The 25,437-nt window shown below is 69.6% G+C and carries 26 protein-coding genes; 4 read left to right on the top strand and 22 right to left on the bottom strand.

The window, feature by feature from the left end:
- Positions 1 to 87: 87 nt before the first annotated feature.
- From OG407_RS32610 to OG407_RS32535, 16 genes are all read right to left on the bottom strand, one after another.
- Positions 88 to 918 carry a hypothetical protein gene (locus OG407_RS32610; RefSeq protein WP_405863120.1) on the bottom strand — a complete coding sequence of 277 codons (831 nt, stop codon included), beginning with the start codon at positions 916 to 918 and terminating at the stop codon, positions 88 to 90.
- Positions 915 to 2,930 (bottom strand): hypothetical protein, encoded by a 2,016-nt coding sequence (locus OG407_RS32605; RefSeq protein ID WP_405868741.1) that lies wholly within the window; start codon positions 2,928 to 2,930, stop codon positions 915 to 917. The genes OG407_RS32610 and OG407_RS32605 overlap by 4 nt, the downstream gene beginning before the upstream one ends.
- Positions 2,931 to 3,101: 171 nt before the next feature.
- A complete protein-coding gene (locus OG407_RS32600) occupies positions 3,102 to 3,689 on the bottom strand; it encodes an OmpA family protein (protein WP_405868739.1) in 588 nt (195 codons plus the stop codon).
- 55 nt (positions 3,690 to 3,744) lie between these two features.
- Positions 3,745 to 4,323 (bottom strand): hypothetical protein, encoded by a 579-nt coding sequence (locus tag OG407_RS32595; protein ID WP_405863119.1) that lies wholly within the window; start codon positions 4,321 to 4,323, stop codon positions 3,745 to 3,747.
- A gap of 34 nt (positions 4,324 to 4,357) precedes the next feature.
- On the bottom strand, positions 4,358 to 4,957 hold the full coding sequence (locus tag OG407_RS32590; RefSeq protein ID WP_405863118.1) for a pilus assembly protein TadG-related protein: 600 nt from the start codon (positions 4,955 to 4,957) through the stop codon (positions 4,358 to 4,360).
- A complete protein-coding gene (locus OG407_RS32585) occupies positions 4,957 to 5,193 on the bottom strand; it encodes a hypothetical protein (protein ID WP_328679542.1) in 237 nt (78 codons plus the stop codon). Before OG407_RS32585 ends, OG407_RS32590 begins: the two co-directional genes overlap by 1 nt.
- A gap of 211 nt (positions 5,194 to 5,404) precedes the next feature.
- A complete protein-coding gene (locus OG407_RS32580; protein ID WP_405863117.1) occupies positions 5,405 to 6,289 on the bottom strand; it encodes a response regulator in 885 nt (294 codons plus the stop codon).
- Between the two features lie 70 nt (positions 6,290 to 6,359).
- The gene (locus OG407_RS32575; protein ID WP_405863116.1) at positions 6,360 to 7,913 is read right to left on the bottom strand and encodes a histidine kinase; all 1,554 of its coding nucleotides are present in this window, start codon (positions 7,911 to 7,913) and stop codon (positions 6,360 to 6,362) included.
- Positions 7,914 to 7,937: 24 nt separating this feature from the next.
- Positions 7,938 to 8,828: a DUF5936 domain-containing protein gene (locus tag OG407_RS32570; RefSeq protein WP_405863115.1), complete on the bottom strand. Its 891-nt coding sequence runs from the start codon at positions 8,826 to 8,828 to the stop codon at positions 7,938 to 7,940.
- A 30-nt stretch (positions 8,829 to 8,858) separates the two neighbouring features.
- On the bottom strand, positions 8,859 to 9,800 hold the full coding sequence (locus OG407_RS32565) for a type II secretion system F family protein (protein ID WP_328679550.1): 942 nt from the start codon (positions 9,798 to 9,800) through the stop codon (positions 8,859 to 8,861).
- An 11-nt stretch (positions 9,801 to 9,811) separates the two neighbouring features.
- Entirely contained in the window at positions 9,812 to 11,152 is a 1,341-nt protein-coding gene (locus tag OG407_RS32560; protein WP_328679551.1) for a CpaF family protein, read from the bottom strand.
- A 25-nt stretch (positions 11,153 to 11,177) separates the two neighbouring features.
- The gene (locus OG407_RS32555; protein WP_405863114.1) at positions 11,178 to 11,543 is read right to left on the bottom strand and encodes a TadE/TadG family type IV pilus assembly protein; all 366 of its coding nucleotides are present in this window, start codon (positions 11,541 to 11,543) and stop codon (positions 11,178 to 11,180) included.
- A 1-nt stretch (position 11,544) separates the two neighbouring features.
- Entirely contained in the window at positions 11,545 to 11,940 is a 396-nt protein-coding gene (locus OG407_RS32550) for a TadE/TadG family type IV pilus assembly protein (RefSeq protein ID WP_405868737.1), read from the bottom strand.
- Positions 11,941 to 11,961: 21 nt separating this feature from the next.
- A complete protein-coding gene (locus tag OG407_RS32545; RefSeq protein ID WP_405863113.1) occupies positions 11,962 to 13,212 on the bottom strand; it encodes a CpaE family protein in 1,251 nt (416 codons plus the stop codon).
- Positions 13,213 to 13,221: 9 nt separating this feature from the next.
- Entirely contained in the window at positions 13,222 to 13,935 is a 714-nt protein-coding gene (gene cpaB, locus OG407_RS32540) for a Flp pilus assembly protein CpaB (protein WP_327401623.1), read from the bottom strand.
- A gap of 102 nt (positions 13,936 to 14,037) precedes the next feature.
- A complete protein-coding gene (locus OG407_RS32535) occupies positions 14,038 to 14,847 on the bottom strand; it encodes a hypothetical protein (protein ID WP_329353435.1) in 810 nt (269 codons plus the stop codon).
- A 387-nt stretch (positions 14,848 to 15,234) separates the two neighbouring features.
- On the opposite strand from OG407_RS32535, the gene OG407_RS32530 reads away from it, so the two are divergent.
- Together OG407_RS32530 and OG407_RS32525 are read left to right on the top strand one after the other, a co-directional pair.
- Positions 15,235 to 16,923, top strand: coding sequence for a chitinase (locus OG407_RS32530; RefSeq protein WP_405868735.1), 1,689 nt, complete (start codon positions 15,235 to 15,237; stop codon positions 16,921 to 16,923).
- A gap of 113 nt (positions 16,924 to 17,036) precedes the next feature.
- Complete coding sequence (locus tag OG407_RS32525) at positions 17,037 to 18,311, top strand: MFS transporter (RefSeq protein ID WP_405863112.1); 1,275 nt, start codon at positions 17,037 to 17,039, stop codon at positions 18,309 to 18,311.
- 77 nt (positions 18,312 to 18,388) lie between these two features.
- Here the strand turns inward: OG407_RS32525 and OG407_RS32520 are convergent, their stop codons facing one another.
- Positions 18,389 to 18,613, bottom strand: coding sequence for an antitoxin (locus tag OG407_RS32520; RefSeq protein WP_403583754.1), 225 nt, complete (start codon positions 18,611 to 18,613; stop codon positions 18,389 to 18,391).
- 221 nt (positions 18,614 to 18,834) lie between these two features.
- Between OG407_RS32520 and OG407_RS32515 the strand changes: the two genes are divergently transcribed.
- Positions 18,835 to 19,353 carry a SigE family RNA polymerase sigma factor gene (locus OG407_RS32515; RefSeq protein ID WP_405863111.1) on the top strand — a complete coding sequence of 173 codons (519 nt, stop codon included), beginning with the start codon at positions 18,835 to 18,837 and terminating at the stop codon, positions 19,351 to 19,353.
- 101 nt (positions 19,354 to 19,454) lie between these two features.
- Entirely contained in the window at positions 19,455 to 20,708 is a 1,254-nt protein-coding gene (locus OG407_RS32510) for a hypothetical protein (RefSeq protein WP_405863110.1), read from the top strand.
- 41 nt (positions 20,709 to 20,749) lie between these two features.
- Here the strand turns inward: OG407_RS32510 and OG407_RS32505 are convergent, their stop codons facing one another.
- From OG407_RS32505 to OG407_RS32485, 5 genes are all read right to left on the bottom strand, one after another.
- Positions 20,750 to 21,445 (bottom strand): hypothetical protein, encoded by a 696-nt coding sequence (locus OG407_RS32505; protein WP_405863109.1) that lies wholly within the window; start codon positions 21,443 to 21,445, stop codon positions 20,750 to 20,752.
- A 75-nt stretch (positions 21,446 to 21,520) separates the two neighbouring features.
- A complete protein-coding gene (locus tag OG407_RS32500; protein ID WP_405863108.1) occupies positions 21,521 to 22,996 on the bottom strand; it encodes a GntP family permease in 1,476 nt (491 codons plus the stop codon).
- A 157-nt stretch (positions 22,997 to 23,153) separates the two neighbouring features.
- Entirely contained in the window at positions 23,154 to 23,564 is a 411-nt protein-coding gene (locus OG407_RS32495) for a RidA family protein (protein WP_405863107.1), read from the bottom strand.
- A complete protein-coding gene (locus OG407_RS32490) occupies positions 23,561 to 24,322 on the bottom strand; it encodes an IclR family transcriptional regulator (protein WP_327401632.1) in 762 nt (253 codons plus the stop codon). Before OG407_RS32490 ends, OG407_RS32495 begins: the two co-directional genes overlap by 4 nt.
- Positions 24,319 to 25,365: a sugar kinase gene (locus OG407_RS32485; protein ID WP_405863106.1), complete on the bottom strand. Its 1,047-nt coding sequence runs from the start codon at positions 25,363 to 25,365 to the stop codon at positions 24,319 to 24,321. The genes OG407_RS32490 and OG407_RS32485 overlap by 4 nt, the downstream gene beginning before the upstream one ends.
- Positions 25,366 to 25,437: the final 72 nt, after the last annotated feature.

The raw sequence follows: 25,437 nt of genomic DNA, 5'->3' as shown, positions 1-25,437 counted from the left end.
CCGGGTTCACGGTCCGAGGGGCCATGGGCGGCAAGTGGTGCTCGTCCTGGGCCGGTTGGTGTGTGCGGGCCTCGTAACCAGGGCAAGTCACCAGGGGGTACTCCTCAGGCCGCGGTCCCACCACCAGCGTTCGGTCTCCGTGTGGTCGCCGGGCTCCGTGCCGTTCCGGAACTCGTCGTCCAGACGGGCCAGCGCTGTACGCAGACCCTCGGCATACTCGGCGTCGACCTCGGCCGTCAGCCGCGTCAGGTCGTCCCGGGCCCGGAGGTCACGCTGGAAAAGGTCCTCACGGTAACGCCCTGAAGGACTCCACCCGGTGCTCAGACGACGTACGAGCCGCTCCCATACACGCAGGCAGTAGTGGACGCGGCCCTCCACGCTTGCCGTCGTGCCCGTCGGATACGTGGCCAGGAAGGCGTCGGCGACGGGGGTCTCCATGTGCTCACCGTCGAGCACTTCGGGAAGACTCTCCACCCTGGCTCGCGGAAGGTCGCGCACGTACTCCTCCACCGCGTCCACCCGGTACGTCGTGTCCTCGTCGGAGTCGATCGCCTCCAGACGGCATCGCACGGCCCGTCCGTCCGGCACCGCGACCCAGTAGGCACTGTCCAGGACGAGGTCCAGCGAGGGGTGGAGAACCGAGGTCGCCGTCCCCACCGCGAGCCCGTGTGCGAGCGCCGCCTCCGTGCGGGCACCCGCCGTCCCGTCCTCGACGTAGAGGTCGAGTTCCAGCGCCAGGTCACCGGGCGGCAGCACACGGTAGGTGCACAGGACGGGTGCGTCCCAACGCCGCGCTTCCTGGTCTCCGTCCGTATCGGCGACGTCGACGGCGTCCACCGCTACGCCCAGCAGATCCGCCAGCACCCTCCGCAGGATCGTCGGCTCGACCTCCGTGACGGTGAAGAGATTCGCGATCACTTGTACGTCCCGTCGTACACCTGCTTCGCCTTCGCCACCTTTTCGGGGTTGTTGACGAACTTGGGGTCACGCTGCAGTTGCTGCGACTTGCTGAGGTCGCCCTTGTTCCGGACGATCTCCTTCAGCGCAGCGTATTCAATGCGGTCCATGTCGACCAGGCCGGGGCCGGAGACCGGGAAGACCGTTCCATTGTCCTCGACCCGGTACTTGCGACCGTTGATCTCGTACGTGTTTCCGTCGGGCGACAGCGTGGCACGGTTCTTCGCTATGCCCTCGATGTCCGCGCGGACCAGATCCTCGTTTCCCCGGAGGATCACTGTGTTCGCTTCCTTGACCTGACCACTTCCGGCTCCGCCGATGGTGTGCCGCTTGTTGGGGAACCTCAGTGTCTTCCCGCGCGCCGGCCCGGAGACGTCGTCGTCCGCCTCCCACCGGTCCGCCGCCTTGTCGGCCTCGTCCGCCTGCTTTCGGGCGTCCTCCGCCTCCTTCTTGGCGTCCTCGTCGCAACCTTCCTCGGCGAGGACGACGTACGGGGAGCCGCCGGCGGCGAGGACGGTGGTGCCCGCGCCGGAGGAACCGGTGAGGGTGCCGGGCGTATCGGGGCCATTGCCGTCGTACGGGATCAGGCGACTCGGCGCGCCGATCGTGCAGCCGGTCTTCTCGGCCTTCTTCTCCGCTTCCTCGGCGGCGTCGTCGGCTTCCTTGGCGGCCTTGTCGGCGCCCTCGACGTCACCGGCCTTGGCCGCCTTCTTCGCGTCCTCCGCGGCCTTGGCGGCCTTCTCCGCGAGTTCGCCGAGCTTCCCCAGCTTGCCGACCTTGCCGAGGTCGCCGAGTTTCTCCACGACCTTGGCGCCGTCGTAACCCGGGATGAAGAGGGAGCCGACGTTCCAGAGGACGTGGCTGACGGCGCGGGTCTTGTCGCCGTTGTTCCAGTCCTTGGCGACGTCGTCGCCGATGAACACGTCGTAGAGAACCGTGCCACCGGTCTTGACGGAAGCACCGGCCCAGTCCCAGAGGGCGCCGCCGTAGTCGCCGTCGGACCACTTCTTGCCGGCGTCCTTGGAGTTCTTCGACCAGTCCTCGCCGAGCTGTTTGCCGTAGTCGCCGATGCCCTTCACGGTGTCGATCGGGTGGCGGACCATGTCGTAGATGCCGGTGAGGTCGCCCCAGACGCCGTCGACGAAGACGCCTTGGCCGACTTGCTTGACCTGGTTGCCGGCGCAGCCGAAGAAGGCGCCGACGCCGGAGAAGCAGCCGTCGTCGTCCTTCTTGTCGTCCTTGTCGTCGGCGGGGGCGGGGGCGGGCTGCTGGTCGTCGGTCTGGTCCGGGTCGGTGGTGGTGGTCGTGCCGGTGCCGCCTGTGGTGCCGGTGCCGCCTGAAGTCCCGCCGTTGCCATTGCCGTTGTTGTCGCCGGCGGCTGTGTCCGTGTCGCCGCCCGGCGAAGCGGGGCAGGCCATGCCGGTGACCTTGCAGACCTCCGACTGGATGCCGGTGAAGATCTGGGTGCCGAGGCCGCTGACCAGCAGCGCGGTGATGATCGCGGCGACGATGGCGATGAACCCGGCGTACTCGACCGCCGTCTGCCCCTCGTCCCGGCGCCAACGGATCAGCCGGGACAGGGAGAACGGGCGGCGCTCCACGCGGTCCAGTTCGGCGAGCCCGTACCACTGACGGCTTTCCGGGCGGGACAGGAAGAACAGGATGAGAATCGGGAGGAGGAGTTGCAGGCCTCCGCGGGCGGACCCGGAGACGAGGTTGACGACCCCGCCGAGGACCAACCAGCCCTGCACGGCGAGGAGTCCACGCCGGACGCGGACCCCGCCCTCCCAACTCCGCCGGGCCAGCCACCAGCCGAGGACACCGGGTGCGGCGGCGTACGCGACGAGGGCGATCACCTGTCCGTCGAGGGCGTCGTACGCCCCGGCGGTCATCAGCAGCCCGAGCCCGCCGACGACGGTGACCGCGAACAGCGCGTGGACCAGCACCAGCGCGGTGGCGAGAGGCACCGGCATCTCTTGACGCCCGCCCGGCCCACCGCTCCCGCCGACTCCCCCGATCGAGGCCATGTCTCCCCCGTCCCCCGAAATCGCTCAACACCACCAGCGCTTCCAGAGGTTAGGGACCGGGCCGACGCCCGAGATGGGCCCGTGGACCCAAATCGACACCCAAGTCCTGGGTGGGCCTCAGCTCTCCGTGCGCGGGAACGTCACCTCGACCCTGCGGTTCTTCTTGCGGCCGGCCTCTGTCGAGTTGTCGGCGATCGGGTACTGCTCGCCGTAGCCGCGGACCTCGAAGGTGATGTTCGGGTTGTTCAAGTCCGAGTCCAGGACGGCCTGTACGGCGTCGGCGCGCTGCTTGGAGAGGACGTCGCCGTGGGCGGACGAGCCGAGGTTGTCCGTGAAGCCGAAGACGCGGACCGTGGACGCGTTCTGCTTCTTGATCTCCTCGGCGATCGCGTCGATACGGGACTTCGCCTCGGCGCTCAGCTTGGAACTGTCCTTGCTGAAGAGGACCTCGGCCTGGAGGGCGAAGGTCACGTCCGAGTTGGTGTCCTCGCGGCGCTCCTCGCCGCCCTGGTCCTCCACGACCGACTTGATGTCCAGGACCTTGGGGGCGGCGAGCGTCGCGCCCTCGGGGAGTTTCAGGTCCGGGTCGTTCGGGTCGACCTTCACCGGGGCGGTGGCCGAGGCCTCGGTGCCCGGTGGGACGCTCGGGCTCGGGGTGTCGTCGGCGTGCGCGGCCACCGCGCCGACGATGTTCGCGGCGACCATGATCGTGGCGGCGGTCACGACCAGGGCGAGACGGGGAGTGGTGGTCACGGCCGCCTCATCCGGAGATCTTGATCGTGGCGACGGCGAACGTCGGCAGCTCGAAGGACACCTCGGTCGTGGTCGTCGGCGGTGCCGGGAACTGCATGAAGACGGCCAGTTCGTCGCCCGACTTGATCGTCGTGAAGCCGGTGGTCGTCAGCGGACGGCCGTCCGTGTCGCGCAGCACGTAGTAGCGCTTCTTGCCCTTCGAGTCCACGAGCGTGGCGCCGCCGAGCGACGGGCCGTTCCTGATGACCTCGGTCTCGTTGCCGCTCAACGCGGCCGGGACCACGACGCTTTTGTCCGCGTCGTTCCTCAGACTTCCGTTCACCGTGACGAAGCCGCCGGAGTCCCGTGCGGCCGAAGTGATGTCCAGGATCAGGCCGTTGGAGCCCTTCACCTCGGCCAAGGGCGCGTCCGACTGGCCCTCCTGTGCACTCGGATCCGATCCACCGCTCTTGGAGGCCGACGCCGGAGTGTCCGGTTTCTTGTCGCCGCCGCCACCCCCGCAGCCGGCCACGCCGAGTGTCAGGCCGGTCGCGACAGCCAGCGCGACCAACCCCCTGCGGGCCGTCGAAGTGAACCGAATGCTCATGACTCTGCTTCCTTCATCACTCGTCGTTCGCTTGTCAGTCGGCCAGGTGGACATCGAAGAGGTCCTCGGGGCCCGGCAGATCGGTGAGATCCGTCGGGTCCAGGTCCCACTCCTTGTTGTTCTTGCAGGTGAGTTTCGGCAGCACGTCGTCACCGGCGCCCTGACCGAGGGGCGGGAACGTGCAGAGCGGCTCGATCACGGCGGTGGCATGGGCTTTCGAGTACGTGTTTTCCGTGCCGGGGACGATCGAGTCTCCGACCGGCTTGTTGGTCTTGACGGCGACCGTGAAGCTCAGGGGCTCCGTCTGTGCGCAGCTGTCCACACCGGCGTCGTTCTGCCCCGCGAGTTCGTCGGCACGCCCGCACGAGGGGGTGAGCCCGTCCGCGATGCCGTCGAAGATGTCCTGCCACTTGGTCGGGTCGAGTACGTCCAGCTTCCACACGCCCGCAAGTTGGTCCCGGGTGTCCTGGGCCGCCGCGAGCGCCGCCGCGTCGGCGGCCGTCTGGGCTCCGCCCCGGTTCACCGCGGCCTGGCCGACCGCGAGGTAGGCGAACGCGAGGAAGAGCAGACCCGCCACCACCGTGATGTAGATGGGGAAGGCCTGCCCTGCGTCGCTGTACCTACGCGGCCGCATCAGCCGCCGGTCACCTCGGAGATCTTGTTGTTGATCGCGTCGAGGATCGACTGTCCGATGGACGTACCCGTGATCGCCAGCACGATCGCCACCACCACCGCGATGATGCCCAGGTACTCCACCGCGGTCTGCCCCTTGTCGCCGGCACGGCGCTGAAGGGCCTCGACAGTCGTGTTCTTCCAGCCGTTCACGCGCGCCTTGGTCGCAACGGCGGTCTTCAGCATCAGGTCGCTCATGGTGTTCCCCTCCGAGTGACGCGTTACCGGCTTCCTCGTCGCCGGTGCCGCTTTCGACATGAGAACGGTATGCCCGAACCACGGGTACGCCAGAGGGCCCCAGGGCCCAAAATCGGGCCCAATCGGAGTCCCGGCCTGCGCACTGGGCCCGCCCGTCGCCGAACCGGGCCCGTAGGCGCGGCAGTTGGGTCCCCCGTCGCGGTGTCACGCGTCACCCCAGCCCTCGGGCCGAACCCGGCGCCGTACCAAGCCACTTGGCCGCGGCCTCGGAACGGCTGGTGCTGTGGAGCTTGGCGAAGATGCGGTTGATGTGGTTCTTGACGGTCTTCTCGGAGATGAAGCAGGTGGCGGCGATCTGCTGGTTGGTCATGCCGGACGCGATGTGGTCCATGATCTCCGCCTCCCTCGCGCTCAGTTGGAACCGTGACCTGTCCGAGGATGACTGTCTCACAGTTGGTTGCAGTTGCGAAAGGCTATGCGGGGAATTCGGCCGGGGATGGGGCATTGAAGGGGCCGCTCCATTTGCAGCTGCACCTAGTTGAGAGTCGTAAGAGCCCAGGCCCTCGGGCAGGGACGGGGCCGAACGGGCCGCCTGTTCCTGGCGCAGCTGCGCCAGCAGTGCCCCCGCCGCCGATGGCGTGAAATGGGCCCTGCCCTGCCTGATGTCCCTTACGGCGGCGACCAGTTCGTCCGCCGTGAACTCACCGTGGACCAGATAGCCGCCCGCCCCGCGCCGCAGCGCCTCCTGGACGATCTCCGACTCACTGCTGTACGTGAGCATCACGACCGGCGCGATCCGCACGAGGTACGGCAGCGCCGAGATGCCGTCCACTCCCGGCATGCGGACGTCCAGGAGGACCACGTCGGGGCGGTGGAAGTGGGCCGCCTCGTACGCCTCCCGGCCGTCCGCCGCCTCCGCCACGACCGTGATGTCCGCGCGGCCCGACAGCAGGGCCGTCAGGCCTGCCCGGACCACCGGGTTGTCGTCGGCCACGACGACCCGGAGGAGTGAAGTCGCGGCCGGTCGCGGGAAGTTGTGGAACGGGTTCGGTGGCGGCTGGGGTGCGCCGGGGTGGGGCGTCGTCTGGTCCGGCATGGCTGCCTCCTCTCAGGTCTCTCAGGTCTCTCAAGTCGTTTGTGTGGGGGTGAATACGGCTGTGTGTGGCTTACGACGTCAGGGCTCCCAGCGGGAGTTCCAGGCGGACCTCCGTGCCCGCGTCGTGGCCGCCCCGTCCGATGCGGATGCGGGCGCCGACCGACGCGGCCCGTTCGACCATGCCGACCAGGCCGAAGTGGCCTGCCCTGCGCAGCTGTTCGAGGGTGGTGCCGGGCGGCAGACCGCGGCCGTCGTCGTAGACGCTGATGCGGAGGAGGCTGTCGTGGACCCCGGCCTCCACGTCGACCTTGGTGGGGGTGCCGTGGCGGTGGGCGTTCTCCATCGCTTCCGTCGCGATGGTGAGGAGTTGGCGTGCCACGGCGGGCGGGACCGGCGGTACGCCGTGTTCGCCGGTCGGGCGGTAGGTCGTCGGCAGGCCGGTCCTGGTGCTGAAGTCCCTTGTGCGGGCGGCCAGTTCGACGAGTACGTCCGTGCCCTCGTCCGGGTTGGACTCCCGCCGTAGGTCCGCCAGGAGTTCGCGGGATTCCGCCGCCGCCCTGCGCGCCGAGCGGGCCACCAGTTCCGCCTGCTGCCGGATCAGGGTCGGGTTCATGTGGTCCGCGCCCGCCGAACCCGCCAGGCCGTCCGCCGCGAGGGCGACGCCGTGCAGGGTCTTCGCCACCGAGTCGTGCAACTCCCGTGCCAGCCGCGCCCGTTCGGCTCCTACCGCCTCCGTCACGGCGAGACGGGCCTGGACCGTCGTCAACGCGGCCGTGGCTTCGCCGAAGCGGAGCATCAGGTTGCGCAGGGTCACTCCCACCGCGCCGGCGATCACGCACAGGCCCGGGAGCAGGAAGCTCTGCGCCACGACCCGGTGGGCGTCCGCCGCGGCGGTCTGCGCCAGCACCAGGATCAGCGCCTGGAGGCTCGCGAAGCAGCCGGCGCCCCGCCAGCCGTAGACGATGCCGGCGAGGAGGGGGGTGCAGACGCTGACGTAGGCGAGTGTGCTGGTGGGTCCTGCCGAGATCAGGAGGAGGGAGCCGAAGAGGGTGTCCACGGCCAGGAGGGAGGGGTGGCGGAGGAGCAGGGGGCCGAAGCGTTCCCAGTCGCGGAACAGGACGTAGGACGCCATGAACGTGACCACTACGGCCGCGCCCACCAGGCGGGTGGCTACGCCGGGGGTGGCGTTGACCAGGGCGGAGGGGGCGGCCAGGGCGATCATCGCGAGGCGGAAGCCGAAGACCTGCCTGCACATCGCTTGTAGGGCGCTGATCTGGATGGGGAGGGCGACTTCCCGGCCTTCGGCCGGGAGTTGACTCCCACCCGCACCACTCGTTTCGCTCTCCTTGTCGGGTGCGGGTGGCCCCTGTGGGGCTTCCCCGCCGTCGGCGGCCAGCCGTTCCGCACTCGGCTGCGCCGGCGGTGCCGGTACCCCCGACAGCCTCGCCCGCACCGGCGTCCAGCCCGCGGGCAGCGCCGGCGTGACCGACGTGACTGGTATGTCCGTCGCGCCCGACCGCACGTGGTCCGGCAGCACCGTCCCGGCCGGCGGAGTGGTGATCTCCGCCGGTTTGGGACGCCGCCGCAGCAGTCCCGTACGTCCGTTCTCGTCCGTCGTCGCCATGGCCCCCGTCGCCCCCGTCCGTCCCTACTTGCCCGTGATCGTGCTGAAGTCCGTGCCGGAGCCGAGGAGAAGGCCCGCGCCCAGGAGCAGCATCGTGGCCGGGACCATGAACGTGGTGATCATCATGGTGGCCTTGGGGACCGCGCGGGCCGCCTTCCGGCGGGCGTTCTGCGCGTCCGTGCGGCGCATGTCCTTCGCCAGCGAGACCAGCGTGTCGACGATCGGCGCGCCCAGTTCCTCCCCCTGCTGCAACGCCGTGACGAACATGGCCACTTGCTCGCTGTCGTTGCGTCGCCGGAGTTCCGCGAAGGCGGCGCGGCGGCTCATGCCGAGGTCCATCTGGCGGAGGGTGATGCGGAGTTCGTCCGCCCACGGGCCCTCGTACTTCGAGGCGACGCGGTCCAGGGCCTGGCGGAAGCCCAGGCCCGCGCTCACCACCACCGCGAGCACGTCGAGGAAGTCCGGCAGGGTCCGTTCGATGACGTCCTTGCGGATGCGGATCGCCGACCAGATGCCGACCTCCGTCCAGAACGCGCCGAAGGCGAACAGGATGACGGCGACGACGTAGTGCCCTTCGAGCAGCATCAGCAGGCCGCCGAAGCCGCCGAGGAAGCCGTAGACCGCCCGGCGGGCCGCGTAGCGGTCGATGGTCAGGCCGCCGGGGTTGCCCGCGAGGTCAATCCTGCGGCGGTACTTGGCGACCAGCCTGGGGCCCATGAGGCGGAGGACCATCGGGGCGTAGCGCATGCCCATGCGGTCGATGAGGGAGTCGACCGCGCCGGTGCGGGTCGCGCCGACCTCCAGGGCCAGGACGAGGTCGCTGGGCAGTTTCGCGTCCGCCCGGTACATGCGGATTCCCGCGAAGACGCCCCACACGCTGAGGCCCATCACCAGGCCGAGTGCCAGTGCTGTCATCAGGTCTCCCCCTCTCGGATCTCGTACGTCTCAGACGTCGATGCGGGACAGGCGGCGGATGAGGATGAAGCCGACCGCGTACAGCCCGAAGGCGATGATCACGCAGGCCTGGCCGATCGGGGAGCCCGTCATCCGGTCCAGGGCGCCGGGTTTGACGCCGTTCATCAGGAAGAGGGCGCCCACGCCCATCACCGGAACGGCGTACGACGTCATGTTGACCTGGGAGAGCTGGGTGCGGACCTCGCGGCGGGTCTCCTTGCGCTCCTCCAGGGTCTCCGTGAGGTTGCGCAGGGCACTCACCACCTGGCCGCCCGCCCGGTTGGAGAGCACCAACGTCGTGACCAGTACGACGAGTTCGCGGGACGGGAGGCGGTCCGCCAGCTCGCTCAGCGCGTCGTCCATCGAGGCGCCGACCGCCAACTGGTTGGCCACCTTGGCGAGTTCCTCCCCGGCCGGTGCCTCCAGCTCCTCCGCCGCCATGCTGATCGCGGTGCGCAGCGCGAGGCCGGCGTGGGTGGCGTTGGCCATGATGCGGGCCAGTTCGGGGAGTTGGTTGATGAACTTCTCAATGCGCTTCTGGCGCTGCCAGTTGAGGAACTGGATCGCCACCCCGATGCCCAACAGGCCCGCTATCGGCCCGAAGAAGGGGGCCAGGGACGCCTGCCCGATCAGCCAGAGCGCCGCGACCGTGGCCAGCATGTAGACGAAGAACTCGCCCGGCGTCATGTCCAACCCCGTTGCCGCGAGGCGCAGTTCGAGCTGTCGGCCGAGCCGGGTACGGCGCAGTCTGCGGTCCAGGTCGCGGAAGCGGCGGACGCGGCCCACCTGGATCTGGCCGGTCGAGGAGAGCCGGTCGACCAGGGCCGCGCGCTGTGCCCTGCCCGTGGCGTAGGCGTGCACGCCGGCGACGCCCAGGACACAGGTCAGCAGGGTGACGCCGGTGGTGAGCGTGACGATCGTCTGGAGATCCATGGGGTCGGTCCCTACCTACTGGCTTCTCTGAGGGCGAGCTGTTCCGCGGTGTGGGCGACGCCGAAGGCCTGTGGCAGGGGCTGGCTCGCCATGTAGAGCCGGTCGGCGGTGCGGCGGGAGAGCGGGAAGTACTCGAAGGTGCCGTAGACCCGGCCGTCGGCGGAGATGGGCTGCGGGCTGAAGCGGGCCACCGTCGCCAGCCGGTACGGCTCGCTGCCGTGGCTGTCGAGGAGGGCGATCTCGGTGATGCGGCGGGCGCCGTCGGCGAAGCGGGTGAGCTGGATGATGACGTCGATGGCGCTGTTGATCTGGTCGTGCAGTGCCTCGAAGGGGATCTCCACCTCGGACATGGACGCCAGGGTTTTGAGGCGCATCAGGGCGTCCTCCGCGCTGTTCGCGTGGACGGTGGCGAGGGAGCCGTCGTGGCCCGTGGACATCGCCTGGAGCATGTCGAGGGACTCGCCGCCCCGGACCTCTCCCACGACGATCCGGTCGGGGCGCATGCGGAGCGAGTTGCGCACCAGGTCGCGGATCGTGACCTGGCCCTTGCCCTCCACGTTCGGCGGGCGGGCCTCAAGGCGGATGACGTGCGACTGCTGGAGCTGGAGTTCGGCGGAGTCCTCGATGGTGATGATGCGCTCGGTCTCCGGGATCAGGCCGGAGAGGGCGTTGAGGAGGGTGGTCTTCCCGGTGCCGGTCGCGCCCGACACGATGATGTTGAACTTCGCGTGCACCAGGCCCGCGAGGAGATACAGCATGTGCTCGTCCAGCGAGCCGAAGCCGACCATCTCCTGGAGCGTGAAGGAGCGCGGGAAGCGGCGGATGGTGAGCGTCGCGCCGGTCAACGACAGCGGCGGGATGATCACGTTGACGCGCTCGCCGGACGGCAGCCGCGCGTCGACCATCGGATTCGACTCGTCCACGCGGCGGTTGACCGTCGACACGATCCGCTCGATCGTCTGCATCAGCTGGTCGTGCGAGGGGAAGCGGAGCGGCAACTGCTCGACCCGGCCGCCGCGTTCGACGAAGATCGCGTCCGGGCCGTTCACCATGATCTCGGTGATCGACGCGTCTTCGAGGAGCGGTTCGAGTATGCCGAGGCCGAGCGCCTCGTCGACGACCCGGCGGATCAGCTGCGAGCGCTCGACGGTCGAGAGGACCGGCCCCTCACGGCTGATGATGTGCCCGAGCACCCGCTCCAGGCGGGCCCGTCGCTCGGCGGTGGCCAGCGCGCTCATCTCCGCGAGGTCGATCTCCTCCAGGAGTTTGGCGCGGTACGAGGCGACCATGTGGCCGTCCTCGCCCCGATGGCCGTTCTCCTCGGGATGGTTGACTCGTTCCCGCAGGCCCATGAGTGCTGTGCTCCTTGCTCCGCGTTCAGTGGTCGAGCGGCATGGTGGCGGTCTTGCTGGCCGTGCCGAAGTCCCAACCGGGCACGATCGAGGGGATGTTCACGGTGGAGGTGACCTGGACCGATGTGCCCAGGTCGGCCCGGCTGCAACTGGTGCCGCCCGCCAGGAATCCACTGACCGCGTCCTTGCAGTCCTGTGCGTAGTTCTGCTCCAGCGAGGCACTGCGCGCCCCGGTCCTGGCCGCCGTACCGGCCTGGATCGCGGTGTACGCGATCAGCCCGAGCTGCACTCCCGCCATGGCGACGAGGATCAGGACCGGGATGAACCCGAGGTACTCGATGGCGACTTGGCCACGGTCCCGCCTCCCCTTCTCCCTCTTACCCATCCGCATCTCAGTACTTCGCCTCCTCTACGGCGCCCGCGTGGCCGTGCACCGTGAAGGGGAAGCCGATCGCGCCCGGGAAGAGGACGGGCACCTTGAGGTCGACGTCGGCGGTGACGAACCCCGTGCCTCCGCAGGTCACCGTGGCGTCCCCCTTCCACGCGCCGTCCAGCTTGTCGAGGCCGGCCTGTTCGCAGGCGGCCTCCCGGTCCCCCGGGGCCGCGGCCGTCCCCGCCCGCACCGCCTCGTCCGCAGCATTCCCCGCGAGCGTGAAGGTGTACCCCACCAGCACGAACTGCCACATCAGCACCAGCGTCAGAATGATCAGCGGGGTCATGCCGAGGAACTCGATGGTGACCTGGCCCCGGTCCCGCTCCCGCGAAGCCGTCGAAAGCACGGCAGGCATCGAAGACATACGCATCCCCGTTCACTCTCTCCGGCGCCGGAAGCTCACCGCGCCGCGGTCGCCGCCGCCCCGCGACCGCCCGCTCTTCTGGGCGACTTCGGGGACCTTGACCAGTCCGAGTTCGCCCGCGAGACCCCAAAGGGCCTGTTTCACCACGCTCTTGTTGTCGAGTTCGTGCAGCCGGCCCGCGTCCACCGCGCCCTGGAGTTCCTTGAAGTTGGCGGGGATCGCGGTGGCGGCGACCGTCGTGCCGGTGATGCGCTGGATGAGCGCCGGCTGGATCTCCGTGCCGCGCGTGTAGCGGTTGACGACGATGGTCGTCTCCTCGGCCTTGCGGATCTGCAGCCGGTCCCACATCCGCACGGTGCGCTTCGCGGCGCGTACGGCGACCACGTCCGGGGTGGTGAACAGCAGTGCCGTGTCGGCCATTTCGACGGCCGCCGCGCTCGCGCCGCTCATCTGGGCGCCGCAGTCGATGACGACGACCTCGTAGCGGGAGCGCAGGGCGCTGACGATCTGGCGGGCGGCCCGGTCGGTGACCTCCTCGCCGCGTTCGCCCTCGCCGGGGGCCAGCAGCAGCGCCACCCCGGTGTCGTGCCGGAACACGGCGTCGGCCAGGACGCGCGGCGAGATGTCGGTGATCGCGGCGAGGTCGACGACGGAACGGCGGAACTGGACGTCCAGGTAGGAGGCGATGTCCCCGGTCTGGAGGTCCATGTCGACGAGCGCGACGGTACGGCCCGACACCTGGGCGGCGAGGGCGAGTTGGATCGCGGCGAGGGTGGCGCCGACCCCGCCCTTGGCGCCGCTGACCGTGACGACGGTGCCGCCGACGCCGGTGAACACGTCGCCGCCGTGGCCCAGATGACGCCGTACGCCCACCGACCAGGCGGCGACGGCCTGGACGCGGGTGGCCAACTCCTCGTAGCTCAGCGGCAGGGCGATCAGTCCGCGCGCGCCGGAGTCCATGGCGGCCTGGAAGAGGCCGGGGCTGGCGTCGGTGGTGACGAGGATGACGCCCACCGCGGGGAAGCGCAGCGCGACCTCGCGGACCAGCTCCAACGCGGGGACGGGACCGATGCGTTCATGCACCACCACGACCTCGGGCAGCTCGTCGACGGACTCGGCGGCGAGCCGGGCCAGGGTGTCGATGAGCTGCGTCGAGTCGGCCACCGGGGCCACCGGGTCGGCGTCCGGGAGCTGGCTGAGCAGGGTCGTGATGGCGCGGATGGCGTCCGCGTCTCCGACCGCCGGAAGAATCCTGGTGGGCATGCGGGCCTCTCACTTGTCCTTCGCGAGTTCGTACGTCCGGTCCTTGTCGGGCACGGTCGTATCGGTGCCGGGTGCCACCAGTGCGAGGCGCACCCGCTCGGCGAACGACTCGGCGTAGGTGATCCGTTGGGCGTCGAGCGTGGAGAGCGCGAAGGTGATCGGCACGCCGTCGGTGGACGTCTGCTGGTTCTTGTCGCTGTTGCTGCCGGGGTCGAGGGCGGTGATGTGGCCGACGTCGATGACCTTCGCGTTGGTCACGATGATCTTGGACTGGTCGGGGTCGCCCTCCTTCTGGCCCGCGAAGGTGGCGTACACGTTGACCGTGGAGCCCGGGGTGATCTTGCCGGCGACGCCGGTCGCCGCATCGATCATGATGGCGACCTCCTGCTGCCCGGGCTGCAGGGCCGGCTGGTCCACGATCATGTCGGTCTGCAGCAGGGAGCCCTGGCGCAGCGTGGTCACGGCGATCTTGCCCGTGATCTGCCGCAGATCGGTCACGGCGTTGTCCGACAGCCACCGCTTGGGCATCTCGATCTTCTTGAACTGGGCGGCGGTGAGCGCCGTGTAGGGCGCCACGTCGCCCTTGACCTGGTACGCCGCGACCTCGGGTCCGACCTTGGACTTCACGTCACGGATGACGGAGAGGACGCCGACGAACGCGCCGAGGGCGCAGATCACCGACAGGAGCAGGAGTATCACGCCGCGGCGCTGACGGGAGTTCATGAACCGTACAACCTCATCGGGGATATCGGTCGAGCGGAAACGAGCGGATCGAGCGGGATCAAGCGAACCGTGTGCTGTAAGCGTGTCCTGTGAGTTGAGGACTTATCCGCTCGATGTTTGGTTCTCGTGAACGGGCGGTGTGGCGGAGCAGAAGACACAACGGTCGCCGATGACGTCGATGCCGCACCAGTGGCACACGGACTGCCGTACCGAGGTGACCAGTTGGTACAGCACCGACAGGTCGGGCAGATACGTACAGAACTCGATCAACTTGTTCGTACCCCACCACGTCACCGATTCGGCGGGCAGGGTGGCCTCGCGCAGCCCCATCGCGTTCCACGCCGGGGCGAGGGTGGTGCCGATCCAGTCGGACTGGAGCTGCCCCTTGGCGACCAGCATCCAGGTGCCGAACTCCGGCCCCTCCAGGGTGACTCCGGGGCCGACCCGGACCAACTGCGGCTCGGGGTGGGCGATCACCGCGAACTGACTGCCGGGAACCCAGGACTTGGCGTGCGACTTGAGGCCGACGGGGACCCGGTCCAGCTTGGTGACCGAGCCGAGGAGCGCGCCGGCGTGGATGTAGTGGGTGAGCAGCCGGCCGGCCGAGGCGAGGACGCCGGGGCTGAGGTCGCAGGACGCCAGCTGCCTCAACTGCCGGGCCAGGACGGCGAGTCCGAGCGGGGGCAGATTCGGACGGAACAGGGCGATCCGGTCGGTCTCCAGGATGGACCGGATCGTGTGCAGCCGTCGGTCGACGCCCTCGGACACGGCCTGCGAGGACACGACGACGACATGCCCGTGCTGGTCGATCAGGGCCTGCATCTCCGACAGCGCCTGGTCCAGCGGTCGTTGATCGAGGTCCCGCAGGACGACGGCGGGCAGGGTCCGTTCGTCCTGTGGCGGCAGCGCCATGTCGGCGCTGGTCACGGCAATGGCAGTTGGCACGCGCAGCTCCCCGTCTCACGCCTGTCGGTCCACCGGCATTACTCCGGCACACCGAGTTGACTTCACTGCGTGACTACCTCAGCACTGTAACCACGCCCCTGTGACCGGAGAACAGCGTTTCTGTAGCTGTGCGGCAACTGTCATCGCACACAACACGCCAAATCGGGGCAGGTCGAGCATCCGATCGCGGCCGGGGTGCCGAAACCGGTGCGGGCGAAGTTGGTCTGGACCTCTTGACATCACATTGGTCTGGACCAACTCTGGGACTCCCAGCGGTGGCCACCGTCGGCACAGTCACAGTCACATCCCCTCCAAACTCCCCCACCGGAGGCATCAGTGGACCGCGCACCAGGCATGCCCGTCCTCAGGAAAAGACGTCTGTGGGCCGGGGTCGCCATGGCCGCCCTCGCCCTCTCCTTCGCGGGCACCGGCCAGGCGTCCGCCGCCGACATCAACAACGCCAAGAACGCCGGCTTCGAGTCGGGCCTGACCAACTGGACCTGTACGGCGGGCAGCGGCACGACCGTCTCGTCCCCGGTCCACAGCGGCGCCGCGGCCCTGAAGGCCACCCCGGCCGGCCAGGACAACGCCCAGTGCAGCGAGTCGGTGGCGGTGAAGCCCAACTCGACCTACACACTGAGCGCGTGGGTGCAGGGCGGCTACTCCTACCTCGGCGTCACCGGCACGGGCACGACGGACGTGTCGACGTGGACCCCCGACACAGCCGCCTGGAAGCAGCTCTCGACGACGTTCACGACGGGCGCCTCCACCACGTCCGTCTCGGTGTACACCCACGGCTGGTACGGACAGGCCGCGTACTACGCGGACGACATCTCGGTCTACGGCCCGGACGGCGGCGGTGGCAGCGACCCGGCCCCGACGGTCCCGGCGACACCGACGGGCCTGACGGTCTCCTCGACGACCTCCTCCTCGGTCTCCCTCGCGTGGAGCGCGGTGTCGGGAGCGACGGGCTACAACGTCTACCGCAGCGGCACGAAGATCACGGCGGTGACAGGAACGTCCGCCACCGTCACGGGACTTGCGGCGTCGACGGCGTACTCCTTCCAGGTCACGGCGACCAACTCGGCGGGTGAGTCGGGCAAGTCGACGGCGGTCACGGGCACGACGACGGCGACGGGCGGCGGAGGCGGCGGCACCCTGCCGAAGCACGCGGTGACCGGCTACTGGCAGAACTTCAACAACGGCGCGACCGTCCAGAAGCTCTCGGCCGTCTCCTCCCAGTACGACATCATCGCGGTGGCCTTCGCGGACGCGACCTCGACCCCGGGCGCGGTCTCCTTCACGCTCGACTCGGCCGGCCTCGGCGGCTACACGGTCGACCAGTTCAAGGCGGACATCGCGGCCAAGCACGCGGCCGGCAAGAAGGTCGTCATCTCGATCGGCGGCCAGAACGGCACGATCTCGGTGAGCGACTCGACGTCCGCGACGAACTTCGCCAACTCCGTCTACTCCCTGATGCAGACGTACGGCTTCGACGGCGTCGACATCGACCTGGAGAACGGCATCAACTCGACGTACATGACACAGGCGTTGAGGTCCCTCTCCTCGAAGGCGGGCTCGTCGCTCATCATCACGATGGCCCCGCAGACGATCGACATGCAGTCGACGTCGAACGCGTACTTCCAGACGGCCCTGAACATCAAGGACATCCTCACGGTCGTCAACATGCAGTACTACAACAGCGGCACGATGCTCGGCTGCGACGGCAAGGTCTACGGCCAGGGCACGGTGGACTTCCTGACGGCGCTGGCCTGCATCCAGCTCCAGGGCGGCCTCGCCCCGTCCCAGGTGGGGTTGGGTCTCCCGGCCTCGACGAGCGCGGCCGGCAGCGGCTACGTCTCCCCCACCATCGTGAACAACGCCCTCGACTGCCTGACCGCCGGCACCAACTGCGGCACCTTCAAGCCGTCGAAGACGTACCCCGACCTGCGGGGCGCGATGACATGGTCGACCAACTGGGACGCGGCCGCGGGTAGTTCGTGGTCGAACTCGGTGGGGGCGCATGTGCACGCGTTGCCGTAGCACTCGGTAGGCGGGGAGGGTGGGGAGTGCGGCCCCTGTCGGGTCGCGCTCCCCACCTCTCGGTTAGGTTGACGTGATCATCCGTGACGTCGACCTCCCGGCAGGTGCCTCGTATGCCCTTACCCGCACGGCTCGGACTCCTCCGCGAACCGGACTTCGGACGCCTCTTCGCCGCCACCGCGCTCGGGCAGCTGGGCGACCGCATCATCTTTCTCGCCCTGCCCCTCGTCGCCATCGTGGCCCTGGACGCGGACGAGTTCCAGGTCGGGCTGCTGACCGCGATGACGACGGCGGGTTCGCTGCTGGTCGGGCTGCCGGCGGGCGCGTGGGTGGACCGGATGCGGAAACGGTCGGTGATGATCAGCACCGACCTCGCGCGGGCGCTGGTGCTCGTGACGGTGCCGGTGGCGTGGTGGGCGGGCCTGCTCACCGTGTGGTGGCTGTACGCGGTCGCGTTGGTCCACGGGGTGCTGACGGTCTTCTTCGATGTGGCGTACGTCAGTTACCTGCCGCACCTGGTGGGGCGCGACAACCTCGTCGAGGGGAACGCGAAGCTCTCGGCGATCCGCTCGGTGACGAGCATCAGCGGGCCGGGGATCGCCGGGCCGCTGGTCGGGTGGGTCGGTGCGCCCGCGACGCTGTTGGTGAGCGCGGCCGGGATGGCGATGTCGGGGCTGCTGGCGATCACCATCCGCAAGCAAGAAGCCCGGCCGGAACGGGAGTCGGGGCCGAGCGAGCGGTCCCGGCTGGGCCGTGACATCAAGGAGGGCCTGAGGTTCGTCCTCAAGTACCCGGCCCTGCGCGCGATCATGGTGAGCGACGCGATCTTCAACCTCTTCCTGGTGATGTACCAGACCATGCTGCTGGTCTTCCTGGAACGGGAGTTGGGGCTCGACTCCTCCGGTATCGGCCTCGTCCTGTCGGGGATGGGCTGCGGTGCGCTGCTGGGCGCGCTGTCGGCGACCCGGGTCGCGCGGTGGGTCGGCCAGGGCCGGGTCATCTGGCTCGCGTCCCTGGTCACCTGCCCGCTGACCGTCCTGATGCCGTTGGCCCACCCGGGCTGGAGCGTGTGCGTGGCGGCGGCCGGCCTCGCCTCGCTCTCCTTCGGCGGAGTCGTCCGCGTCGTGGCCCAGTCCAGCTTCCAACAGTCCCTCACCCCCGACCGGCTCCTAGGCCGCGTGAGCGCGACGGCCCGGTTCGTGTCCTGGGGCGGAATCCCGCTGGGCGGACTGCTGGGCGGCACGTCGGGCTCGGTGTTCGGGGCTACGGCGACACTGTGGATCGGCGCGGCGGGCATGACGGCGAGCGTCCTCCCGAACCTCCTGTCACCGCTGCGCACGATGCGCACGCTCCCGACAGCAAGCGACGAACTGGACCCCGTGGCCTGAGAGTTCCCCCGCTGGCCGGCCCACCTCAGCCCTTCTCAGTCCTTCCTTCTCAGTCCTCCCTTCTCAACCCTCCCTTCTCAGCCCTTCTTCTCCCCGTCCGCGGCCTGCGCGGCGAGCCTCGCCACCAGGTCCTGCGCCTTGTCGACCGCGGTGTCGATCTGCTCGCTGTGCTTGCCGTCCGTCTTCTCGTCGACGAGATCCCCGGCCTTCTCCAGCCCCTCGGCGATCTTGTCACCGTGCTCCTCGGCGACCTCCTCGGCCTTGTCCTTGAGCTTCCCCAGGTCACCCAGGTTGTCGAACACGACAGTTCCCCCTCGCTGCAACGGGCTTACGCGGTCAGGGACATGGTCGTCACGATCGGCCCCGGAGGACAAGGTGGCCCCGCCGCGGATGCCCCGGCGGACGGAGGCGCGGGGCGGGGCGTGTTCGGGGCGCACCGACCTGAAACATTTCTGTGGGCCCACCGCATCAGTACAAGTGAGGGCGGTGCTTGCGACAGCCCGCGAAATCAGGGGGAACAGGCATGAGACGTCAGGAACGTGCCGACGAGTACGCGGAGTTCGCCTCCGCGCGTGCCGGGCATCTCTATCGGTCCGCCTGTCTGCTGACCGCAGGGGACACGCATCTCGCCGAGGACCTCGTGCAGGAGACCCTCGGCAAGCTGTACGTCGGCTGGGGGCGGTTGTCCCGGGTCGGCAACCCGGCCGGGTACGCACAGACCGTCCTCACCCGTACCTACCTCGCCCACCAACGGCGCCGCAGCAGCACCGAACGCGCCACCGGCGTCCTCCCCGACCTGCCCGACCCCGGAGCCCCGGGTGCCGACACACCGCTCCGGCTGACCCTGCTCCAGGCCCTCGCCCGGCTGCCCGCCAAGGACCGTGCCGTGGTCGTCCTGCGGTACTGGGAGGACCGGTCCGTCGAGGAGACCGCCGACGTGATGCACGTCAGCTCGGCCGCCGTACGCACCCGCTGCGTCCGCGCGCTCGGCCGGCTGCGCGAACTCCTGGGCGAGAACCTCGACGAATACGCCCGCCCCTGAACACCCGTACCCCGCCTTCAACTCCCCTCCCCCTCACGCCTGTTACACCCCTTAGTACCCGTACATCCTTTACATCCCCTTACGCGAAACGGTGGTCCGCCATGCCCGACACCCAGCACAGCGAACCCCTCGACCCCTTCGAGGAACGGCTCACCGCCGGTCTGCACGACGCGGGCAACGCCTTCGAGACCGACCGGGCCGCCCTCGCCACCGCCGGTGCCCTCAAGGGCCGCCGGCGCCTGCTGCGCCGCCGCAACGCCGCCGTCATGAGCGGCGCGGCCGGCATCGCCCTCGTCGGCGTGGGCGGCGCACTGCTGCTGCCCAGCGGAAACCCCGCCGAGGCACAGGCCGCGCACGCCACCGCCGCGACACCCACGGCCACGTCCACGCCCGCCCCCGTCTCCGGCGCCGCGCTCATCAAGACGCTCGAAAAGCTGCTCCCGGAGGGCACGTTCTCGAAGGCCGAGGCCCGCGGCACGGACGAGGAACCGTCGCCGTACGTCCATGTCGTCTACGACGACGGGAAGGGCGCGTCGGCCGTGGAGGTCGGCCTGGGACGGGTGCAGCCGGGGAGTGACCAGGCGCGGCAGACGACCCAGTGCCCGGGGAAGGCGTTCGCGCACTACGACGCGTGCGGCACGAGCCGGTTGGCGGACGGGTCGGTGGTCATGGTCCTTCAGGGGTACGAGTATCCCGACCGTCGGGTGGACACCAAGCTGTGGAGCGCCGAACTCGTCACCCCGCAGGGCCAGCACGTCAGCATCAGCGAGTGGAACGCCGCCGCCGAGAAGGACGCGCCGATCACCAGGAGCCAACCCCCGCTGTCCCCGGCCCAGTTGAGGAAGGTGGCCGCCGCCACGGCCTGGCGGGACGCGGTCGACGCGATGCCGGTGGACCCCAACTCGCCGGTCACACCGCCGAGTCCGAGCGAGACGGGCGCCACCCTGTCCGTCACCTCGACGCTCCGGACCCTGCTCCCGAAGGGCCTCACCGTGTCCGAGAGCGGCGACACCGACGACTCCGGGTTCGGCTATGCCGTCGTCGACGACGGCAAGGGCAAGACCCTCGTACAGGTCAACGTCCAGGCCGACATGTCGGATGTCGAGGGCGAGTTGTTCGGCTCCGACGCCGAGGTCCTGTCCGACGGCACGAAGGTCGCCGAGCACCAGGGCCCCGGCGAGAAGGGCGGTTCCGGTGTCGTGATGTGGACCGTCGACACCATCAGGACCGACGGGCGGCGGGTGGTGATCAGCGCCTTCAACTCCGGCGCCCAGGACACCCCCGCGACCCGCACGACCCCGGCGCTGACCATGAACCAGCTCCGGACGATCGCCCTCAGCCCGAACTGGCTGTGATCCGAAAGGTAGTTGGTCCGGCGCCGGACTGAAAACAGAACTCAGTCCTCGCGGACCTCTGCCTCCGCCGCGGCGAGTGCCGCCTCGTCCACCTCTTCGGAGCCGTCGGCCTCGTCCTCTCCGTCGTCACCCTCGTCGAAGTACGCGTCGAGGACCGCGTCCAGCCGCGTCTCCCACTCGGCGAACCTGCTCCGGGCCGCCGCCTCGATCTCGATCGGGTACCAACGGCGGTCAGGCGTGTGCACCGTGATGGTGAACCGCTTGCCGAAGCGCGGGGACTCGGTCTCTATGGCGCCGATCTCGTCCCAGCGGAACTCGCAGTTCTGGTCGTCCAGGCGCAGTCGTACGCCCTTCTCGTCCGCGACGATCTCCGCGCGACGGTCGGACGCCTCGAAGACCGGACCGCCCGAGGACGACTCCTCGCCGTCCTCATCCTCATCCGCGTCGGCGTCACCGTCGTCGTCCTCGGCAACGGCCTTGTCCGCGTCGGCCTTCGTGACGTCGACCTTCGCGACCGGCGACTCCTCGCCGTCGGGCCCTTCCCGCCCTTCCGACTCGTTCGGTTCCTCCGGTGCCGCCGGCTTCTCGGCCTTCGCGTCCTCCGGCTCCGCGTCCCGCGGCTTCTTGTCCTCCGGCTGGTCGGAGGACACGGCGGGTGCGGTGAGCCCGGGGACGAAGGCCGGGTCGAATCCGGCGCCCTCCAGGGGCTGGCTGCTCGAACCTATGCGCTGCTCCACAGCGCGAAGTATGGTCGACGATCCTGTGTCGGGCACAGCCAGCCCCAACTTTGTTATCAGACGCCTACAAGCGGCTTACACGAACACACTGAGCACAGCGGCCACAGCGAACCCCGCGACCGACAGCACCGACTCCAGCACGGTCCAGGTCTTCAGCGTGTCCCGCTCGCTGATCCCGAAGTACTTCGCCACCATCCAGAAGCCGCCGTCGTTGACGTGCGAGGCGAAGATCGACCCCGCCGAGATCGCCATGATGACCAGCGCGACGAACGCCTGCGAGTGGTCGCCCTCGGCCAGCAGCGGGGCCACGATGCCCGCCGTCGTGACGATCGCGACCGTCGCCGAACCCTGTGCGACCCGTAGTACCAGCGAGATCAGGTACGACAGCACGAGCACCGGCAGGCCTACGTCGTGGAACGTGTCCGAGAGGGCCTGCGCGACCCCGCTCGCCTTGAGGACGGCGCCGAAGATCCCGCCGGCGCCGACGACGAGCAGGATGTTGCCGACCGGCTTGAGGGACGCGGTGGAGACGGTCTCCAGGGACTTGCGGGACCAGCCGCGCCTCAGACCCAGGAGGTAGTACGCGAGAAGGAGCGCGATCGTCAGGGCGACGAAGGGGCTGCCGAAGAACTCCACCACCGAGCGGCCGGTCGACGGGTCGAAGGCGATCGAGGAGAAGGTGGCCGCGAGGATCAGGACGAGAGGCGTACCGATGATCGCGAGAACCGTGCCCAGCGACACCGGCTTCTCCTGCGGTACGACGCCGGACTCCCGCTGTTCGTCGATGACCGCCTGCTTCGCCTCGGCCGCCGCCTCGACCATGTCCTGCGGTACGGCGACGAAGATCCGCTTGCCGACCCAGGCGGCGTAGGCCCACGCGGCGAGCACGGCGGGGATGCCGCAGACGACGCCCATGAGGATGACCCAGCCGAGCTGGACGTGGAGCAGGCCGGCCGCGGCCACCGGGCCGGGGTGCGGCGGCAGGAACGCGTGGGTCATCGACAGGCCCGCGAGCAGGGGCAGGCAGTACAGCAGGATCGACTTGCCGCCGCGCTTGGCGGCGGCGTACACGATCGGCGCGAGGACGAAGATGCCGACGTCGAAGAAGACCGGGATGCCGAAGATCAGGCCGGTCAGACCCATGGCGAGCGGGGCCCGCTTCTCGCCGAACAGATTCAGCAGCCGGGACGCCAACACCTCGGCGCCGCCGCTGACTTCGAGGATCGCGCCGAGCATCGTGCCCAGGCCGATGATGATCGCGACATGGCCGAGGATGCCGCCCATGCCGGACTCGATGGTGGAGACGGCGTCGGAGCGCTGGACCGTGCCGAAGAGTTCGGTGACCGAGAGGCCGGAGAGCAGGCCGACGGTTATGGAGACGGCGAGGAGGGCCACGAAGGGCTGGAGTCTGACCTTGATGATCAGGAAGAGGAGGAGCGCGATCCCGAGGGCGGCGACCGTCAACAGGCCTGCTGTGCCGTCGAGCAGGAGGAGCAGGCCTCCGGTGTGGGGTGGTGTCGCGGGGGCGGTGGCGGCGAGCGGTAGGGACATGTGGGGGTCCTCGTTGTCGTCGTAAGAGCATGGGTCCGGGGGTCTGGGGGATGTCCCCCAGAGGGCACAGCCGGGCAGGGGGGATCGCGGCGCGGCACCCATCGGGGTGCCGAACCGTCGTACGGTGTGCGGGAGTTGGAGCGGTACTAACCCGGTGCTAGCCCAGGACGGCCAGCGCGTCGATCTCGATGAGCAGCCCGGCGGGCAGGCCGACGTAGACCGTCGTGCGCGCGGCGGGAGGAGCCTTCAACTCCTGCTCCTCGAAGTACTCGTTGTAGATCGCGTTCATCTCGGCGAAGTGGTCCACGTCCGTCAGATAGACGCGGATCATCACCGCGTCCTCCCAGCTCGCGCCGCCCTCCTCCAGGATCGCCCGGACGTTGGCGAGGGTCTGGAGGGTCTGCTCGCGCAGGGTCGTCCCGGCCGGTGTCGGCGGCCTGCCCTCCTCGGCGGGGAGGAAGCCGACCTGGCCCGCGACCTGGAGGATGTTCCCCTTGCGGACGCCGTGCGAGAACTTGGCCGGCGGGGTGGTGTGGGTCTTGGGGGTGAGCGCGATCTTGTCGGTCATTCGGTATCCCTGGTTGTTGTTCTGCCGGAGTACTCACCACTGATGGCGTCCGCCGTACGACGGACCAGTGGAAGCAGGGTGAGGAGTTCGTCGGCGGTGACGACGACGTTGGGCGCGGAGACCGACATCGCGGCGGCCACCCGTCCGTCGGCGCCCCGGATCGGCGCGGCGACGCAGTTGATGGACTCTTCGTGGCCGCCGAGGTCGGTGGCCCAGCCCTGTTCCCGTACCTTCTCCAACTCCCGCAGGAAAGCAGGGGCGTTGGGGGTGGAGCGGGCCGTGTACATGGGGTATTCGAGCTTGTCGGCGAGCACCCGGCGCTCGCCCTCCGGCAGGTCGGCCAGCAGCAGCTTCGCCACGCCCGCGACCGTGATGGCGACGGGCTTGCCGATCCGTGAGTACATGCGCACCGGGTAGCGGCTCTCCACCTTGTCGATGTAGAGGACCTCGTTCTCCTCGTACACCGCGAGGTGGACGGTATGACCGCACTGCTCGTTCAGCCGGGCGAGATGGGGGTGGGCGATCTCGCGGATGTCGAGGTTCTCCATCGCCTCCTGGGCGAGGGCGATCAGGCGGGCGCCGAGGCGGTAGCGCTGGTCGGACTGGCGGTAGACCAGGCCGTGTTCGTGCAGGGTGCGCAGGAGGCGCAGGGCCGTCGACTTGTGGACGTCGAGACGCTCGGCGACCTGGCCGAGGTCGGCGGGGCCCTCGGCGAGCAACGGCAGGATGCTGAGCGCGCGGTCGACGGTCTGACTCATGGTGTGCGTACCTCCTCGTCGGCCCAGTCGGCGGCGTCGGTCCAGCCGGGGCCGAGTCGAAGTCTCCCCCACGCCCGCTCGTCCAGGGCGACCAGCCGGTCGGCGTGGTCGCGGACCGGCGGCGCGGCGAGGTCGCCGGGCACGGTGAGGGCGGCGGCGGCCGTGAGATGCCCGTGCCGGAGCCGGTCCCGTACGGGAAGTCCCCGCAGGGTCGCCGAGAGGAACCCGGCGGCGAAGGCGTCCCCCGCGCCGACCGCGGCCACGACGTCGACGTGCGGCGCGGGCACGAAGGTGGCGTCGCCCCGGTGGAAGACGGTGGCCCCGCGCCCGCCCTGTTTGACGACGAGCGTCTCGGGGTCGGGGAACGCGTCCCGTACGGCATCGGCCCCGACCAGCCCCCAGACCTCGGCGGCCTCGTCCTCCCCGACGAACACGAGGTCCGCGCCGCGCGCCAGCTCCAGCAGCACGCTCGGCCCGTCGGCCGAACGCCCCAGCGCGGGACGGTGGTTGACGTCGAACGAGATCAGCGGACGGCCGGCGCGGATGGCGGTCAGCTCCCGCACCAGACCGAGACAGCCCTCGGACAGCATCGGGGTGATCCCGGACAGATGCAGCACCCGCCCGCCCCGTACGGCGTTCAGGTCGACGTTCCCGGCGGCCATCGCGGAGGCGGCGGACCCGGCCCGGTAGTACGCCACCTCGTGCGCGTCGGTGGCCCGGTCCCCGGCGGTGCGGAAGTAGATACCGGTCGGCCGCGCGGGATCACGCCGTACGGCGGACACGTCCACGCCGTACCCGCCGATGGTCTCGACGAGATGATCACCGAAGCCGTCCGCCCCCACCCGGCTGACCCACCGCACCGAGTGCCCGGCGGCGGCCAGCACGCAGGCGACATTCGACTCGGCGCCACCGATGGCGCGATCGAAGGACGGCACGTCGGCGAGGCGGCCGGGTCGGCTGGGTAGGAACGTGACCATGGACTCGCCCAGCGCTACGACGTCCACGACGTCACGGGCGGCGGTGGACTGTCCGTCGGCGGTCACGATGGTGATGGCTCCTCGTCCGGTGCGCCGGGGCGGCGGCTCCGTTGACCCGGTGTTGGGCGAGATGTTAGA

The organism is Streptomyces sp. NBC_01515, assembly GCF_045040345.1.
In the GTDB taxonomy this organism is placed as follows: domain Bacteria; phylum Actinomycetota; class Actinomycetes; order Streptomycetales; family Streptomycetaceae; genus Streptomyces.
Note: the sequence above shows the minus strand (reverse complement) of the source record. Positions and strands in the feature narration are given on the sequence as shown.